22 protein-coding genes and 2 pseudogenes are annotated in these 14,635 nt (G+C 42.4%); 4 read left to right on the forward strand and 20 right to left on the reverse strand.

The features are described 5' to 3' along the window. A pseudogene (locus tag RUW00_RS16685) lies at positions 1–111 on the forward strand (type II toxin-antitoxin system HicB family antitoxin); the annotation flags it as partial. Between the two features lie 14 nt (positions 112–125). Here the strand turns inward: RUW00_RS16685 and RUW00_RS16690 are convergent. The 15 genes from RUW00_RS16690 to RUW00_RS16760 form a co-directional block, all read right to left on the reverse strand. Continuing rightward, positions 126–641: a sigma-70 family RNA polymerase sigma factor gene (locus RUW00_RS16690; RefSeq protein ID WP_095272619.1), complete on the reverse strand. Its 516-nt coding sequence runs from the start codon at positions 639–641 to the stop codon at positions 126–128. Positions 642–860: 219 nt separating this feature from the next. After that, complete coding sequence (locus RUW00_RS16695; protein WP_013351462.1) at positions 861–1,061, reverse strand: XtrA/YqaO family protein; 201 nt, start codon at positions 1,059–1,061, stop codon at positions 861–863. Next, complete coding sequence (locus RUW00_RS16700) at positions 1,048–1,275, reverse strand: hypothetical protein (protein ID WP_013351461.1); 228 nt, start codon at positions 1,273–1,275, stop codon at positions 1,048–1,050. The genes RUW00_RS16695 and RUW00_RS16700 overlap by 14 nt, the downstream gene beginning before the upstream one ends. Continuing rightward, positions 1,272–1,472: a hypothetical protein gene (locus RUW00_RS16705; protein ID WP_032867706.1), complete on the reverse strand. Its 201-nt coding sequence runs from the start codon at positions 1,470–1,472 to the stop codon at positions 1,272–1,274. The genes RUW00_RS16700 and RUW00_RS16705 overlap by 4 nt, the downstream gene beginning before the upstream one ends. Then, complete coding sequence (locus RUW00_RS16710; RefSeq protein WP_257791813.1) at positions 1,469–1,597, reverse strand: hypothetical protein; 129 nt, start codon at positions 1,595–1,597, stop codon at positions 1,469–1,471. The genes RUW00_RS16705 and RUW00_RS16710 overlap by 4 nt, the downstream gene beginning before the upstream one ends. A gap of 149 nt (positions 1,598–1,746) precedes the next feature. Beyond that, complete coding sequence (locus RUW00_RS16715) at positions 1,747–1,959, reverse strand: hypothetical protein (protein WP_104679004.1); 213 nt, start codon at positions 1,957–1,959, stop codon at positions 1,747–1,749. After that, positions 1,949–3,277: a replicative DNA helicase gene (dnaB, locus tag RUW00_RS16720; protein WP_315956682.1), complete on the reverse strand. Its 1,329-nt coding sequence runs from the start codon at positions 3,275–3,277 to the stop codon at positions 1,949–1,951. Before dnaB ends, RUW00_RS16715 begins: the two co-directional genes overlap by 11 nt. Before the next feature lies 1 nt (position 3,278). Next, positions 3,279–3,635 (reverse strand): replicative helicase loader/inhibitor, encoded by a 357-nt coding sequence (locus RUW00_RS16725; protein WP_104679006.1) that lies wholly within the window; start codon positions 3,633–3,635, stop codon positions 3,279–3,281. Continuing rightward, a complete protein-coding gene (locus tag RUW00_RS16730; RefSeq protein WP_045510156.1) occupies positions 3,628–4,401 on the reverse strand; it encodes a hypothetical protein in 774 nt (257 codons plus the stop codon). The genes RUW00_RS16725 and RUW00_RS16730 overlap by 8 nt, the downstream gene beginning before the upstream one ends. Before the next feature lie 11 nt (positions 4,402–4,412). Then, complete coding sequence (locus RUW00_RS16735; protein WP_048367380.1) at positions 4,413–4,808, reverse strand: DUF6809 family protein; 396 nt, start codon at positions 4,806–4,808, stop codon at positions 4,413–4,415. Between the two features lie 134 nt (positions 4,809–4,942). Continuing rightward, positions 4,943–5,788 (reverse strand): hypothetical protein, encoded by an 846-nt coding sequence (locus RUW00_RS16740; RefSeq protein WP_315956683.1) that lies wholly within the window; start codon positions 5,786–5,788, stop codon positions 4,943–4,945. A 12-nt stretch (positions 5,789–5,800) separates the two neighbouring features. Next, positions 5,801–6,448 (reverse strand): Rha family transcriptional regulator, encoded by a 648-nt coding sequence (locus tag RUW00_RS16745; RefSeq protein WP_104679008.1) that lies wholly within the window; start codon positions 6,446–6,448, stop codon positions 5,801–5,803. After that, positions 6,439–6,747, reverse strand: coding sequence for a hypothetical protein (locus RUW00_RS16750; protein WP_104679009.1), 309 nt, complete (start codon positions 6,745–6,747; stop codon positions 6,439–6,441). The genes RUW00_RS16745 and RUW00_RS16750 overlap by 10 nt, the downstream gene beginning before the upstream one ends. Then, positions 6,734–7,015 carry a YqaH family protein gene (locus RUW00_RS16755; RefSeq protein WP_265987832.1) on the reverse strand — a complete coding sequence of 94 codons (282 nt, stop codon included), beginning with the start codon at positions 7,013–7,015 and terminating at the stop codon, positions 6,734–6,736. The genes RUW00_RS16750 and RUW00_RS16755 overlap by 14 nt, the downstream gene beginning before the upstream one ends. A 225-nt stretch (positions 7,016–7,240) precedes the next feature. Continuing rightward, on the reverse strand, positions 7,241–7,513 hold the full coding sequence (locus RUW00_RS16760) for a helix-turn-helix transcriptional regulator (protein WP_265987833.1): 273 nt from the start codon (positions 7,511–7,513) through the stop codon (positions 7,241–7,243). A 261-nt stretch (positions 7,514–7,774) separates the two neighbouring features. Here RUW00_RS16760 and RUW00_RS16765 point away from each other — a divergent pair, with 261 nt between their 5' ends. The 3 genes from RUW00_RS16765 to RUW00_RS16775 are packed head-to-tail and all read left to right on the forward strand — an operon-like array spanning position 7,775 to position 10,139. After that, on the forward strand, positions 7,775–8,209 hold the full coding sequence (locus RUW00_RS16765) for a helix-turn-helix domain-containing protein (protein WP_046559964.1): 435 nt from the start codon (positions 7,775–7,777) through the stop codon (positions 8,207–8,209). 13 nt (positions 8,210–8,222) lie between these two features. Further along, positions 8,223–8,669, forward strand: coding sequence for an ImmA/IrrE family metallo-endopeptidase (locus RUW00_RS16770; RefSeq protein WP_015968241.1), 447 nt, complete (start codon positions 8,223–8,225; stop codon positions 8,667–8,669). Positions 8,670–8,714: 45 nt separating this feature from the next. Beyond that, entirely contained in the window at positions 8,715–10,139 is a 1,425-nt protein-coding gene (locus RUW00_RS16775; RefSeq protein WP_172870003.1) for a recombinase family protein, read from the forward strand. A 12-nt stretch (positions 10,140–10,151) separates the two neighbouring features. Here RUW00_RS16775 and RUW00_RS16780 read toward each other — a convergent pair. The 5 genes and pseudogenes from RUW00_RS16780 to RUW00_RS16800 all read right to left on the reverse strand — a co-directional run. Then, positions 10,152–10,559: pseudogene (locus tag RUW00_RS16780) on the reverse strand (UPF0758 domain-containing protein); the annotation flags it as partial. Between the two features lie 31 nt (positions 10,560–10,590). Further along, positions 10,591–11,160, reverse strand: coding sequence for a Maf family protein (locus RUW00_RS16785; protein WP_280145354.1), 570 nt, complete (start codon positions 11,158–11,160; stop codon positions 10,591–10,593). A 140-nt stretch (positions 11,161–11,300) separates the two neighbouring features. Further along, positions 11,301–12,302, reverse strand: a complete 1,002-nt coding sequence (locus tag RUW00_RS16790; protein ID WP_095272527.1) for an SPOR domain-containing protein — start codon at positions 12,300–12,302, stop codon at positions 11,301–11,303. 126 nt (positions 12,303–12,428) lie between these two features. Further along, complete coding sequence (locus RUW00_RS16795; RefSeq protein ID WP_017418284.1) at positions 12,429–13,181, reverse strand: prepilin peptidase; 753 nt, start codon at positions 13,179–13,181, stop codon at positions 12,429–12,431. 139 nt (positions 13,182–13,320) lie between these two features. Beyond that, entirely contained in the window at positions 13,321–14,613 is a 1,293-nt protein-coding gene (locus tag RUW00_RS16800; protein ID WP_014418549.1) for a bifunctional folylpolyglutamate synthase/dihydrofolate synthase, read from the reverse strand. Positions 14,614–14,635: the final 22 nt, after the last annotated feature.

Here is a 14,635-nt window from a genome sequence, read left to right on the forward strand (position 1 = left end):
ACTGTACCTAAATGGCTGGCGGAAGCAGCAGAAAAAGAAGGTGTAAACTTTTCGCAGCTTCTTCAATTTGCATTACGTGAGCGGCTTGGCATTAATAAAAGATCATCATAAAAAAAGACAGCCTGTTACGCTAAACAAAAAAGGCTGTCATTTGCTCTATTTTTCATTTTTAAGCGGGATCGTTCAATATTCTTTTGGACGGTTCCTTTTTTTATATTGAGTAAAGCGGCTATTTCTTCAAAAGACATATTTTGCACAGCGTGCATCATGAATATGTCTTTTTCTCTTTCTGTGAGGACGGAAAGGGCATCAGCGATTCTTTCCTTATCCCATTCACTTACTTCTCCCTCAGCTTCTTGAACGATTGCGTATTCTTCTGGCAGCGCATCAATTAAACGCGGATCAGCCAGAATTGTTCTTTTATACACATCCCTACGATCAGCACCACGGCGGGCGCCGGGTTGTCTCCCATTCTGCAGCCATTCGATTGTATATTCAAGGTCGTTTATCATGCCCCCAATTATCTTTTTATCGTTTTTTTGTTCAGCGGTTAAGAGACTGTCAGCAACCGCCGATAACTGCCGGTACATCTTTTTAACATCTTTCAATGCGCTTTTATATTCAATGATTAAATCTTGCATATGCTCCTCCTGTTATTTCCCCTTAAATCAGCCGCTCCCGGCACGTTTCATCCTTTGCCAACCCATTTCCTACCTTTTGGGAAATGCCCTCAGATTGAACCCTACGCATTTATATGAGCATTTCTTTGCCGCTTCCGGGAAACAAAAAACGGACACCAATCAGAGCACAGTAAATCTGTACAATGATCAGTGTCCGCAGGCTTTCCGTCTTGGACTTATTCAGTTGAATAATTCGCCTTCATCCCACTTAACGCGGGTAACTTTCCCTTTACTCGTGACAATTTTTGTTTCTCCATGCTCAGGAAGCGGCGTCATTCTTGCTTCCCCATTTGAAACAATGACTGCAAAATTTTCATGCGTTCCCATGTCAATTACAAGTTTATCTTTCTCTATTATAGAATCTAATTTAATTAGTCTCAAATGGTTGCCCCCTTTTTTGGTTATTTATCTTTCCGGACACGGAACGGCTGTCGATTTCTTTTTTGACAATACCCGCTCTTTGCTGTTGTTGCTGTAAATAGGATTGATTTTCAGATAAAAGAGCATCCCTAATCCTGTGTTTAATATCTTCCAGTAATAAGAAAAGCCCTTCGGTTGCTAATTTCTTTACTGATTCTTCAAAAGGATTTTTCACTCGCCAATCTCCAATTTATTAGATGCAAAATAATAAATACTATAAAACTCGACATTGAATCTCTTTTTGCATTTTTCACAATCCATCTCAAATTCTCCCGACATATCTCCAAACACGATATAGTCAACATATTCCATTAAATGATTACAGTGAGGACATTTTATTATGTCCGCTGTTTCTGTCTCTTTTTTACTCATTCCGCGCCCTCCTTATCCTTCTCATAGGACTCAATCTGATTGTTAACCAGTTCCAAAACACTCGGCTGACCCTCGTTCAGCTTTTTGATCATTGCTATCCAATCGTTATACTCGATTTCATTCACGCTATTTCCTCCTCGGCGCCCATGCCGCGCCCACAATGCGGGCAGCGGGCATCTGCACGGATTTCTAAATCAAATTTTGTATAATCGCAGTCCGGGCAATGATATTCAATCATGGCCGGGCCTCCTTATTCAGAAAGCGATAGTATTTGTCATACCGGTTTCCCATATTGTCTTTCCTGCTCGAAAGCAAGCAAATAAGCGTTCATCCTGTCTCTAAATTTCTCTTGCAAATAAAAATTCAGCACCTCTTCCGAATCCTGCAGCCGCACCGTTTTTTTCTCGTACACCAAAAATTCGATCAGCAGGATAAGTGAGTAATAATTGTGTCGAAGCGCTGCCTCATACCAATCTCTAATCGTCAAAACGCCGCTCCAGGTTGACAAAAAGCCCGTATTCTTTGATGAACGCCAGTGAAACAGTTCCAACCGGGCCGTTTCGCTGCTTGCCTATAATGATCTCAATAATATTTTTGCTTTCGCTTTCTTTGTCGTAATAATCATCCCGATAAAGAAACCCAATGACATCCGCGTCCTGTTCAATTTGTCCCGATTCTCTTATGTCTGACATCATCGGTCGTTTATCCTGCCGCTGTTCAACACCCCGTGAAAGCTGACTGAGAGCAATAACGCAAATATCCAACTCGCGGGCCATGTGTTTTAACATGAGGCTGATCTCGCTTATTTCTTGCGTTCTGTTGCCCCTGTGTTTTGCTGATCCTGAAATAAGCTGCAGATAATCAATAATGATCAAGATATCTTTTCCGGCAAATTCACGTTTCATTTTTCTGACCTTTGACCATATTTCATTCACCGTAACGCCTGGGCGGTCAAAAATCCTAAGATCGGCGGAGCCAAGAACCCCGTTTGCTTGTGAAAGTTTGTTCCAGTCATTCGCCGTTAAATTGCCGGTTCGCATTGCATGGGCGTTAATATTTCCAAGGCTTGACGCCATTCTTTTTAAAAGTTGCTTTCGGGACATTTCAAGGGAGAAAATCCCTACTGCCCCGCCTTTATATTGATTAAGCGGGCTTGACATAAAGTTTTGAGCCACGTTTAGACAAAAAGCGGTTTTCCCTACAGACGGACGAGCGGCAATAATCACTAATTCTTGTTTTTGAAAACCTGACGTCATTCGATCTAACTCCGTGAAGCCGCTCCGCATGCCCGTAATTTCCCCTTTAGGCTCCGCCAGTTCTTCATAAATCTCTAACAGGTCATTTTGTATTGTCCCGTCTTCTTCGTCGCCTGTGGCGTCTTCTAAGCGCATTAAATCGGATATAGTAGATTGAATGACAGCGGAAGGATCGTCATTTGATGAATTCTGCTTAATTTCTTCCGCTATTTTTCCCATTTCTCGCCTTTGCCAGTGCTCAAAAATGATTTTTTCATAGAATCCGATATTTGCAGTAGTCGGAACAGAGGAAGCCAAGGCCGCCAAATACTGATGACCCCCGACGCTCCCCAGGTTGTCCCGGCCGATATATTCCGTAATTGAAACTAAATCAATGGGTATCCCCTTTGTGTCCAGTTCTAACATCGCAGATAATAAGTTTTTATGCTTGACCTGGGATAAGTGCAGCGGCTTTGTTCTGCAGTCTTTTAATAAATCAGGGTTAAGAAGGAGCGCCCCTAAAAAGGTTTGCTCCGCGTCTGTGTTGTATAGAAAAGCAGTTGCGTTCATGTCATTCACCGATTCCTAAGATTTTTCTAATTTCCGCTTTTGACTTTTCAATTGACGCCCGTTCCTCTTCCGTTTGCTCAACGGGAGCGGAAAGGCTGGCAAGATAGTTTTTTGTCTCTTCTATGGACGGGATCGCATTGATCCGATCAACGATAAGATTTTTTTCGTTTAGCAAGTCAGCAACTTTTGGCGGAAACTTGCTCCGTTTACAAAAACGAATGAGATTACCACGCACTTGTTCAAAATCAGCATCGTGTAACAGCTCATGCCACGAATCAACTTTATCCTGCGTTATCTCGAAATGCTCAAAGTATTGTTTTATGAGCGCCATGATTTCAAAGGTTTGTTTTTTAATCATCTAAATCAAACTCCTCTACGTTTAACCGCGGAGCCTTATTTGCCTTTTTTTGCTCTTTATCACTTTTAATTTTGGTGACCAGTCTATCAAACTGTTTTCTAAGACTGGCCGGGCTAAGTATATTGGTTTTCCAAAAGCTATCTTGTTGTGACCAATTGATTAAATATTTGATCTGCTGATCTGTGCGCTTGTCCCGTTCGCGGATCAACCTAAATTCATTGGCCCATTTTTCAAGATTCGGCTTTTTAGCATCCGGGTTATTGTTTTGGATTTCTTTAAAAAGATATTCTGCGTTCTCCATGTCGCAAATTTCATATTTGAGACGAGAAGGTTTTATATTCTTTTCATTCTTTACATTCTTTTCATTCTTGATTGTGTGTTTTTGTGTCGCTTTCGTGTCGTTTTTGTGTTCGATCACTGTCTTTTTTTCTTCATCAGAATCATGGTAAACCCCATAATTGACAATGGTTATAAGCGTTTTTTTAGTGTCTTTTTTAAAATCAATCATTTCATCTTTCTTTAACAGATCAAGAAACTGAGTCACTTTTGTATTTGACCATGACCAACGTTCACCAAGTTTACGAATGGATGAAATAAATTCCCCTCTTTTAAGATCATAAAGCTCATTTCCTAACACGAATTTATTATCTTTATGACTGGCCATCATAAGTAAATCGAGCCAAGCTTCATATTTAGAAAACTTTCTTTTTTCTTGGTATATCCAGTGATCTTGAACACTCCTATGAAGCTTTATCCAACCAATCATTTAACTCACCTTTACTTGTAAAAATTCATATCGTTGCTGTAAGCCGCTTCCCCCATTAAGTAACGGAAGCCGCCCACAAAACCCGCGCTGAATGCATCTTCTGTATCAAATGAAGCCTTGCAAGAATATGCTTCATCAAACGCTTTGAATAGCTCCAGTTGCTCTCCTGACAGCTTATTTACTAAGGCTTCGAAAAGCTTGTTTACTTGTTCATTAGCAGCCTTTGCTTTTTCCGAAACTTCAATTTTCACCTCGTTCGAATCATGCAGCTCCGTACGTGCGACAAGCTTTAGAATTGCAACCATTCCCGCGTCATAGAAATGTGAACCCAGCTCGACCGCTCCATGCTTAATCCCACATTTATTTCCAACCTCGATCATTTTAGATGGCGTACCCATTAATTTCATAACTTCTTCCCCTTTTCATGGTATATATTTGAAATATTGAATTGATTTTTTAAAAGAAGCGTGGTATTTTCTATTCAAGCCAGTCAAGAAAAAGTGTGGCAGCACTCTTTCTCGACCAAATGGCATACCTTCTTCTACATTAGTTTTAGGTTGGGCCGCTCCCGTTCAATTGATACAACTCGGCCGTATTCATCTTTTACGGCTTTATACACCGGGATCGGCTCTTTTATAACCTCTTGAAACATTCTTAACGTATCAATCTCCCCGCTTTTAACACGTTCCATAACACCAGCAAAGAAAATATCAAAGTAAACATCGTCTTCGGAGGCCTCTATATTTTTATTGACAACCTCAACTAAAAGTTTGTCAGAATCAATTTCGTCCGGCAGATCATCAATTATCTTTCTCATTTCAGACGCTCTTGCTTTACTGTGATCTACAGATATAAGAGACAAAAAGTCGTTCTTTTTCATTTTCCAGTAGCCTACTGACATAGTTAGATATTGTTCTAGTTTCTCTTGGCACGAGATTCTGTAATTTAATGCTGTATTAATTTCTTGCTTAATTTCGTTGATCTCAGTTCGCCATTTATGCCCTATGGCTTGATAGGTTTCTAAGCCCTCAACCTCGTTCAATATGGCCCACAGACGTTTTTGATACTTTAAAGTGAGTTTGTTCCAATCGTTTATTTTGCGCTGCAGTCGCTTAATCCAAACCATAGTGTTATATGGGCTATATTTTGAAACGGCCATAATTTTATCTACGTTGAAAAATTTACTCAGTGATTGAAGAACCTCGTCGGGAATATCCCTTTCTGATGCACCAGCAAACAGATGCGTTAAATTTGATTCTGCTATACGATCAAGGCCATCTTGAAGGGCTTTATTTGCATTCAGGATAAATGCATGAAACTCTGTAGAAACATGGTTCACTTCCACTTTTAACGCTTTGACTTGACTATAAAACTCAAATGTATTCATTTTCCATTCCTCCTAAAATAGTGGCCGCCATGATTTAATCCATGCTTTAGCGTCCTCAAAATCAAGTTTGCGTAAATCTCTGTACGACGGGACGGCGAACGCGTCTCTAAAATTACGGTGAATGCCTGCAAACAAACGGCGTGTGCCTGTCTCGCTGTTGTCGTAATTGTCACGGATTTCATAAACACGTTTACGTATCTGCTTTTGAATTACATTTTGCTGAAAGGAATCAATTTGCCAATTGTTTTCAAGTTGGTTCAATCGCTTATCATGTTCACTTTGCTTTTGTTCAAAACGTATCATCTGTTGAAGTTGCGGGCTTAACTGTGAGTAATCGTTTTGCAAGTGCCGCTCCATCTGATTGAATTGATCCACGTAAGCAGCGGTAAACAGTATGCCTTTTTCCCCTGTCATTTTGTTGGCGACCAATTCACACCCTAGTTTTGTAATTAAATAATGCTTGGCTGCCTTATTCTGTTTTGTCAGATATGTGCTAGGGATGAAAAATGTTTGAGAATCCAATTTTGGATTTTCCTCAATCACCTTTATGTAGCCCTCAATATCTCTCATAAGATGAAAATGATTTTTCCCCACCATTTCCGCAACATCCCGGCTATCGGCAAGATATTGTCCGTTTGATTCGACTAAATTTAATTGCATGCTGCTTCCTCCATTCTCTTTAATTCGCGTTGCCTAACTTTTATAATTTCCTGCTCGGAAGCCCGGCACCACTGGATACAATAATCAGTTCCGTCTTGGGTAAATTCCATAAGGACTTTACCGGAAATTGATTTTGCCCTTTCGATGATCTCCACCTTTTCTCCTCTGTTGTCTGTAACATCTTTTGGAAAAATGAAGAGCGGGCCATTTTCATTTAAAAGTGATATGAAATCTCTCGACTTTTCATCCTCCGGCCATATATTTGTGATTTGCGGGGAAACTGAATTAGACATGTTCACTTGTCAGCCCCCTTTGCACAACCGCAACATCTATCCCTCTTAAAGAAAAACGAGACGCGATTTCATGTAATTGTGAGACTAATGCTGGTTGATGCATCCGATTAAGGTCTTCGCAATGTTGCTTTAAGGTTTCAATCATTTCTAAACAGCCGTCAAAGTCACCATCCTGAAGGGCATCCGGGATCAAATCTTGTAAAAGAAATTTAATTGACTTGATTTTCCGTTCCGCATTTTGGCGATCTGTTTTTAAAAATTCGTTTAAGTTCATGGATTGGCTCCTTTCATTCCACATTTAAATAAACAGCACAATATTTAACCATTTGTTTTCTACAGTAACAGCCGATGAATGGCCGATTTTTTTTGATCATCAATTGTTCAAATTCAGCGAAGAAGGCCGCGAGGTCAAGCGCCTTTTCTTTCCGCATTCGACTCCTCTCCTTTCTCCAGGGCTTCCTTCTCAAGTAACCTTGGAACTGATATTTTCATAAAAATCTCATAAAGCCTGTCTTCTACATGTGCGGGCAGCTCTATCATATCCATCCTCCTCAGATACTTGTATTTCCGTCATTTTCAATATATTTAAGTCCAGATTAATAAAAATAGCTATTCTGGAAAGTGTATTTGTGCTTGGCAGATACCTTCCGTTTTCGATATCAGAAAGATAAGTCCTGGACATACCCAGTGCCTTCGCCATTTCTGTCTGTTTCAAGTGCTTTTCTTTTCTTTTGTCCTTAATTAAAGCCCCAAGCTTTTTCCCATCCAGCATGATTATCACCTCCCGTTAAGGTATGTCTAAATTGTATGGTATTCACGACATTTTGTAAAAGTCGAAATTTGACGAAATTCAAGCATTTTAAAGATTCAGAGAGTATTTATCTTGTATTTCCGTCAATTTGCTAAAAAATACTTGTATTTCCGTCTTTTTTAGTATTGTATTTCCGACATTCGGATACTATAATTGTGTCATGCCACAAGACACAGTGGCACAGTGAGGCACTATGTGTTGTAAAGGAGATAGGTGATCATAATGACTGTAGGGCAAAGAATCAAAGCCATTAGGAAGGAACGTAAATTAACCCAAGTGCAACTGGCTGAAAAAGCCAATCTTTCACGTTCATACCTTGCAGATATTGAAAGAGATAGATACAACCCAAGCCTTTCCACATTAGAAGCAGTTGCAGGCGCGTTGGGCATTCAGGTCTCTGCCATTGTTGGCGAGGAAACTCTTATTAAAGAAGAGCAGGCCGAATATAATTCAAAAGAAGAAAAGGACATTGCAAAACGTATGGAGGAAATAAGAAAGGACTTAGAAAAATCGGACGGTCTTAGCTTTTCTGGGGAGCCCATGAGTCAAGAAGCTGTTGAGTCTCTCATGGAAGCGATGGAGCACATAGTTCGTCAAACGCAAAGAATAAATAAAAAGTACACTCCAAAGAAATATAGAAAAGACGATCAAGAATAGGGGGCCTTATACTTTGATAAAAGCAGCTGTGCAAAGACTAATTAAAAAGTATAAAACCAGTAATCCTTATGAGCTTGCATCATACATAAATATAAATGTTATTCCATGGAACTTGCATCATGAAATAATGGGTTTTTATAAGTATGATAAGCGAAATAAATATATCGTTATCAATTCCAACTTAAACCAGGCAGAAAGAACTTTTGTGTGCTCCCATGAATTAGGGCATGCACAGTTACACCCACGGGCAAATACACCATTTATGAAAGAGCGTACTCTTTTCTCAGTTGATAAATATGAGGTTGAAGCAAATACCTTTGCGGTTGAGCTCCTTCTTCCCGATTGGGTAGTAAGCCAATATAAAAATACTGAATTCACCCTTGATGATATAGCTGTCATGAATGGGGTTCCTGCAGAGTTAGCCCACCTAAAAGACCTATCAGAGCTGAAAAATTTTTAGCCTTAAAACAGAACATACGTTTCTAAAAAGGGAGGATAGATTATCATGAACTTGATGGATGAAAACACTCCAAAGAATGTCGGGATATACGTTAGGGTTTCAACAGAAGAACAAGCAAAAGAAGGGTACTCAATATCTGCCCAAAAGGAAAAGCTAAAAGCGTATTGCATTTCTCAAGGATGGGATAGTTACAAATTTTATATTGATGAAGGCAAGTCCGCAAAAGACATACATAGGCCGTCGTTGGAGCTGATGCTTAGGCACATAGAACAGGGCATTATTGACACAGTTTTAGTCTACAGGCTCGACCGTCTGACCCGCTCTGTTCGCGACCTCTATTCCCTTTTAGATTACTTTGATAAATATCAGGCAGTCTTTCGTTCTGCTACGGAAGTTTATGACACAGGATCAGCAACAGGCCGGCTATTTATTACATTAGTGGCCGCCATGGCGCAATGGGAGCGAGAGAACTTAGGGGAGCGGGTTAAAATGGGGCAAGTTGAAAAAGCGCGTCAGGGACAATTTAGCGCGCCCGCACCATTCGGATTCACAAAGGAGGGTGAGAGCCTGGTCAAGAATCCAGAGGAGGGTGAGGTCCTTTTAGATATGATAGATAAGATCAAGAAAGGCTATTCGCTCAGAGAACTGGCTGATTATCTTGACGAATCTGACGCTATTCCGAAAAGGGGGTATAAGTGGCACATAGCTTCTATCCTGGTTATCTTGAAAAACCCGGTATTATATGGCGGATTTCGTTGGGCGGGTGAAATATTAGAGGGTGCATTTGAGGGCTACATATCAAAAAAAGAATTCGAACAGCTCCAAAAAATGTTACACGATCGGCAAAATTTCAAAAGAAGGGAAACCTCATCAATATTTATTTTCCAAGCAAAAATATTATGCCCCAATTGCGGCAACCGCTTAACGTGCGAGCGCTCCATATATTTTAGGAAAAAAGACAATAAGAACGTAGAAAGTAATCACTATAGATGCCAAGCGTGCGCCCTAAACAAAAAACCGGCAATTGGAATAAGTGAGAAAAAATTCGAAAAAGCACTTATAGAATATATGCAGAATGCGAACTTTAAGCGCGAGCCAAAAATACCTCAAGAGAAGCAACAGGACTACGATAAACTCCATCAAAAAATAATTAGTATTGAAAAGCAGAGAAAGAAATATCAAAAAGCCTGGTCCATGGAGCTAATGACTGATCAAGAATTTGAACAGCTTATGGCAGAAACAAAAGAGGCCCTGCAAAAAGCTACGGCCAAACTTGAGCAGAATGATTTACAGCCCATAGAAAAACCTTTGAATATTGAGCGGGCTAAAGAGCTAGCAAAAATGTTCAGAGAAAACTGGTCTGTTCTAACAGGAGAGGAAAAAAGACAAACTGTCCAAGAGCTTATAAAGCATATTGAGTTTGAGAAGAAAGATAATAAGGCCAAGATTTTAGACATACATTTTTATTAGTGTTTATGTAAAGTATGAGCAGACAAAATGCTCCTGGGATAAAAAGCGCATATCCTCCATCACATACTTCGCCCCGTCTTCCGGAGAGCGGATGACGCAATGCTCCCCGGCGGATGTCTTATGAATGCGGCTCCCCAGCTCAATTGCGGCTAGAATCTGAACGGCTTTCACCGTGCCGATTCCGGGAATGCTGGAAAGCTCCTGGGCAGAGGCGCCTTTTAACAGTCGCAGCCCGTCAAACGTCCGCAGCAGCCGGTGAGCGAGGTTCATGACGGACTCATGTTTCGTTCCCGTCCGCAGCAGGATGGCGAGCAATTCATTGTTAGAGAGATGTTCGGCTCCGAAGTGCAGAAGCCGCTCTCTCGGTTTTTCTTTTTCGGGGAAATCTCTTAATTTTAACGGCAGATCACGGATGATCAACCCCTCCTTGTTCCCCTTCCCGGTTTGAACATCAAGCTTTTATATTAAATTCTTTCAAGGCTCTCATTGTTTTAGCGACAGGAAGCCCGACGACAGAATAAAAATCACCGTCTATTTTTTTCACTAAAAGCGCGCCTTTTCCTTGGATGCCGTATGCACCTGCTTTATCCATCGGTTCTTTTGTTTCAATGTAGAGCTGTATGTCGTCTTCACTGAGCGGCCAAAACGTCACTTCCGTCGTGTCACAGAACGTTTCTTTCCGGTCATGCGTCTGAATGCTGACCGCCGTAATGACTTGATGGCTTCGGCCGGAAAGCCTCCGCAGCATCTGTGCCGCTTCTTCCCTGTCACGCGGTTTGCCGAGGCACTCGCCGTCTGTGCACACCATCGTGTCAGCCCCGATAACGACTGCATCGGGATTTTCGGCCAATACAGCACCGGCTTTTTGCTCGGCCAAACATTGGACGTTTTCTTCCGGCGAAAGGTTTCGATTTAATTTTTCTTCTGTGCGGCTTGCAATAATGCTGTAAGAAATCTGAAGAAGATTAAGGAGTTCTTTTCTTCGCGGAGATTGTGATGCGAGTATTAAGCGTTTTGTCATGATTGTCATCCTTTCAGGGTTTGCTTAAGAAAAAAAGATACTTGTCTATCCTACCAAATCAAACGGGCAACCACAATTTCAGAAAAATAACTTTTTGATGACAAAATAAAAAATCCCGCCGGATGACGGGAAATGAGATACTATTTTACAACACTTAAAAGCTCTTTTTGGGCTTTCCAGCCTGATTCCGAACCCGACGTTTCCAGTTCTTTCAGCGCTTGAAGCACGGCCTCTTTCTGCTTTTTGTCAGCGGCGTCTGCGCTGGATGCCGCTTTTGCCGCTTCAGCCACTTCCGTTTTTGAAAGATCTTTGCCGGTAATCGCTTTGGCGGAGAGCTCAGATGCTTGTTTAAAAGAGTTTTCCAGTCCTGAATCGACAGCGAAGCTGAGCTCTTTTCCGCCCCAAGCCTCAAAATCATGGTCTATCAGTGTCTGACCCAATTGCTGTGATAAGCTTTTTTCCGCTGCAAGCCCGGCGATCACGTATGTGTATCCGTCTTCTTTTGCCAGTGAGACGGCCGAGTATCCTTTTTCAGTCAGCTGGTCAACAAGCGTTTGCGCTCCTTTTTCTGATGAAAATTTTCCGGCCTGCACCGCATATGTTTTATAGTTTCCCTCTGAAGATTCCGCATCTCCTGTGCCGGCTGTTTCAGATTTGTCTTTAGAAACATCTCCCGCTTTCGCCGTCTGCCCTTGTGAACCTTTGTCAGCTGATGCCGGAGCGGAGGCTTCTTTACTTCCCGACATATTTAAGGCGACAAGGCCGAGCCCGGTGCCTAAAACAGCCGCAACGGCAATTGTCGTGACCGCTTTTTTAATTGGAGAAGACGGCTGCTTTTTTTTCGGAAAATGAGGGCCGTTTTTTTTCTTCTGGTATGGCGGAACGACTTTCGGGTCATCTTCAAATACCTCAGAATTCTTCTCATGGTCCCAATTGAAATCTTCTTCTTTCGGATCTTCATGGGATGCGGCAGTCTCTTGCTCCGCCTTTTTTGTTTCCTCCCAATTTGAAAATGTGACGGTTTTCTCCCCGCCTTCTTTCACATCTTCTTGTCCATACATCGTTTCTTCTTGTCCGTTAATGGTTACTTTAAGGGCATTATTTTTGGCTTTGCTGTGCTTTTTGCTCTTCCTTTTTTTCAACGTCTCTTCCCCCTTGCATTCGTCTTGGCCGTACCTTGAACTGATCATGGTTCACACTTTAGCATAGGCGAAAAAAAAAAGAACAAGACTTTTGTCGTCTTGTCCAAAAAACGTTCGCCAAATTTTTCAAGCCCCGCCTGAAGCGAGCTTGATGTAAAACGAAAACAGCTCTTCACCGTATAAATAACTCAAAGCGCTCCCGGCTGAGATGGCCGGCGCAAACGGAAATGGCTGCTTTTTACCAAGCCTGCCCCGGGCTGCGGCGCACATACCGTATACGGTTCCGATCATAACGGAAAGAAAGAATGCAATGAGCACGAGCTTCACGCCGAGCGGCAGGCCGATCACCCCAAACAGTTTCACATCACCTGCGCCGATGCCTCCTTTACTGACAAACATGATAAAAACAAGCAGAAAAAATCCGCAAACGGCTCCGGCAAACCCTGCATACCATGTATCCAGCGGAGAAAACATACGGCCGGCGATGAAAAGCGGAAGAAAAAACAGCAGAACCTTGTCAGGAATCAGCATATATTGCAGATCCGTCATAGTAACAATCATGAGCAGAGACAGAAATAACAGCGCGACTAACAGTTCTTTCGAGAAACCGAAATGAATGCCTGCTGCCGTGAATAAACACGCCGTCCAGCATTCCGCCGCCGGATACATAACCGACAGCTTCGCACGGCAGTTTCTGCATCTGCCTCTTTGCAGAATATAGGAAACGACGGGCACAAGTTCCCCCCAAGAGAGCGGCAAGCGGCAAAACGAACAGGCTGAACGCGGCGAAATAACCGAGATTCGAAGCGGGATACGGCACGCTGCTGTATAAAAAAAAGAACCGAAAATCAAGCCGAGAAAAAACAGAATCAAAAGCACTCAGACCACACCTTTACTATCAATCTGGCTCAGATTATAGCAAAGAAAAACACCATGACTGAAATGGCTGAAAATATATTTTCAGCATAAAAACACCCGGCAAAACCGGAAAAGGGTCTGCCGGGCATCCGAGGGGCTGTCAGATAAGCCGCTTTCTCATTTCTGAAATAAAATATAAGGAGCCGGTAATGATGATGACATCATCCGCCCCGTCTTTTTGTTCTATCCATTCTTTCACACTGTCCGGGTTCTCATCGAAGCTCTTAGCCGCAAGACTGCTTGCATTGTAAAGGGCTTCGGCGCTTGAAGCACGCGGAAAGTCAAATGATACAAAGTGAATAGAGTCCGCTTCGGTTTCAAGCTTTTTAATCATTTCCTGATACGGTTTGTCTTTTAATGCGCTGAATACGACATGAACGTTTTTATCGGAAAAGCGCTGCCTGATCGTTTCTGTCAGCGTTTCAACGCCCTCTTCGTTATGCGCGCCGTCCGCAAACACTAAAGGGCGGCTTTGAAGACGTTCAAACCGGCCCGGCCATGAAGCTTTTTCCAGACCGTTTCGCATTGCTTCTTCAGAAATGACTGCGGCTCCCAGACGATTCATCCATTCAGCGGCCAATATCGCCAATGCCGCATTCTGCCTTTGGTGAATGCCGATCAGCGACGTTTGAATGTTTTCATAGCATTTCGTTTCCGTTTCCAGCGAAAAGCTTTCACCGGACGGAAGCGCCGCTTCATTAAACAGTCTGCACGTTTTATATAGTGACTGATACGGAGCCTGCTTTTTTTCGGCTTCCGCTTCAATAACGCCGAGTGCTTCCGGCTGATTGACGCCCGTAATGACCGGAATGGAATTTTTAATGATACCGGCTTTCTGCCCGGCGATCTCCTCGATGGTATTGCCTAGGATCGCCATATGGTCATGTCCGATACTTGTAATGACCGACAGAAGCGGTTTCACAATATTGGTTGAATCAAATGTGCCGCCCAGCCCCGCTTCAAAAATGACAAAATCGATATCAGCCCGCTTCGCAAAATATAAAAATGCACACGCTGTAATGATTTCAAATTCTGTCACCGTTCCGGCATCGGTCTTATCAAGCTCATCGACTATCGGTTTTATGTCATTAACGAGCGTTCTCCATTCCTCATCAGAAATCGGCGTGCCGTTGACGCTGATACGCTCATTAAACGTAATAATGTAAGGCGATGTGAACGTGCCGACCGTATAACCGGCTTCTTGAAGCACGGAACGGATAAAAGCGACGGTCGATCCTTTGCCGTTTGTGCCCGCCACATGAATGGCGCGAATGTTCTTTTCCGGGTGTTCCAGTTTTTCCATCAGCTTTTCCATACGGAGAAGGCCCGGCTTAACGCCGAACTTGAGTCTGCCGTGAATCCAGCTGATCGCTTCTTTGTACGTATTAAACAATGAAATCCCCTCTTTTATACGA

It is taken from the genome of Bacillus sp. IS1, from assembly GCF_032461585.1.
GTDB lineage: Bacteria > Bacillota > Bacilli > Bacillales > Bacillaceae > Bacillus > Bacillus velezensis.

Excerpts from the sequence above, each read along its gene's own strand:
- RUW00_RS16690 (WP_095272619.1), bottom strand. The coding sequence starts at position 641 with ATGCAAGATTTAATCATTGAATATAAAAGCGCATTGAAAGATGTTAAA.
- RUW00_RS16705 (WP_032867706.1), bottom strand. The coding sequence starts at position 1,472 with ATGAGTAAAAAAGAGACAGAAACAGCGGACATAATAAAATGTCCTCAC.
- dnaB (WP_315956682.1), bottom strand. The coding sequence starts at position 3,277 with ATGAACGCAACTGCTTTTCTATACAACACAGACGCGGAGCAAACCTTT.
- RUW00_RS16725 (WP_104679006.1), bottom strand. The coding sequence starts at position 3,635 with ATGATTAAAAAACAAACCTTTGAAATCATGGCGCTCATAAAACAATAC.
- RUW00_RS16730 (WP_045510156.1), bottom strand. The coding sequence starts at position 4,401 with ATGATTGGTTGGATAAAGCTTCATAGGAGTGTTCAAGATCACTGGATA.
- RUW00_RS16735 (WP_048367380.1), bottom strand. The coding sequence starts at position 4,808 with ATGAAATTAATGGGTACGCCATCTAAAATGATCGAGGTTGGAAATAAA.
- RUW00_RS16740 (WP_315956683.1), bottom strand. The coding sequence starts at position 5,788 with ATGAATACATTTGAGTTTTATAGTCAAGTCAAAGCGTTAAAAGTGGAA.
- RUW00_RS16745 (WP_104679008.1), bottom strand. The coding sequence starts at position 6,448 with ATGCAATTAAATTTAGTCGAATCAAACGGACAATATCTTGCCGATAGC.
- RUW00_RS16755 (WP_265987832.1), bottom strand. The coding sequence starts at position 7,015 with ATGAACTTAAACGAATTTTTAAAAACAGATCGCCAAAATGCGGAACGG.
- RUW00_RS16760 (WP_265987833.1), bottom strand. The coding sequence starts at position 7,513 with ATGCTGGATGGGAAAAAGCTTGGGGCTTTAATTAAGGACAAAAGAAAA.
- RUW00_RS16765 (WP_046559964.1), top strand. The coding sequence starts at position 7,775 with ATGACTGTAGGGCAAAGAATCAAAGCCATTAGGAAGGAACGTAAATTA.
- RUW00_RS16775 (WP_172870003.1), top strand. The coding sequence starts at position 8,715 with ATGAACTTGATGGATGAAAACACTCCAAAGAATGTCGGGATATACGTT.
- RUW00_RS16785 (WP_280145354.1), bottom strand. The coding sequence starts at position 11,160 with ATGACAAAACGCTTAATACTCGCATCACAATCTCCGCGAAGAAAAGAA.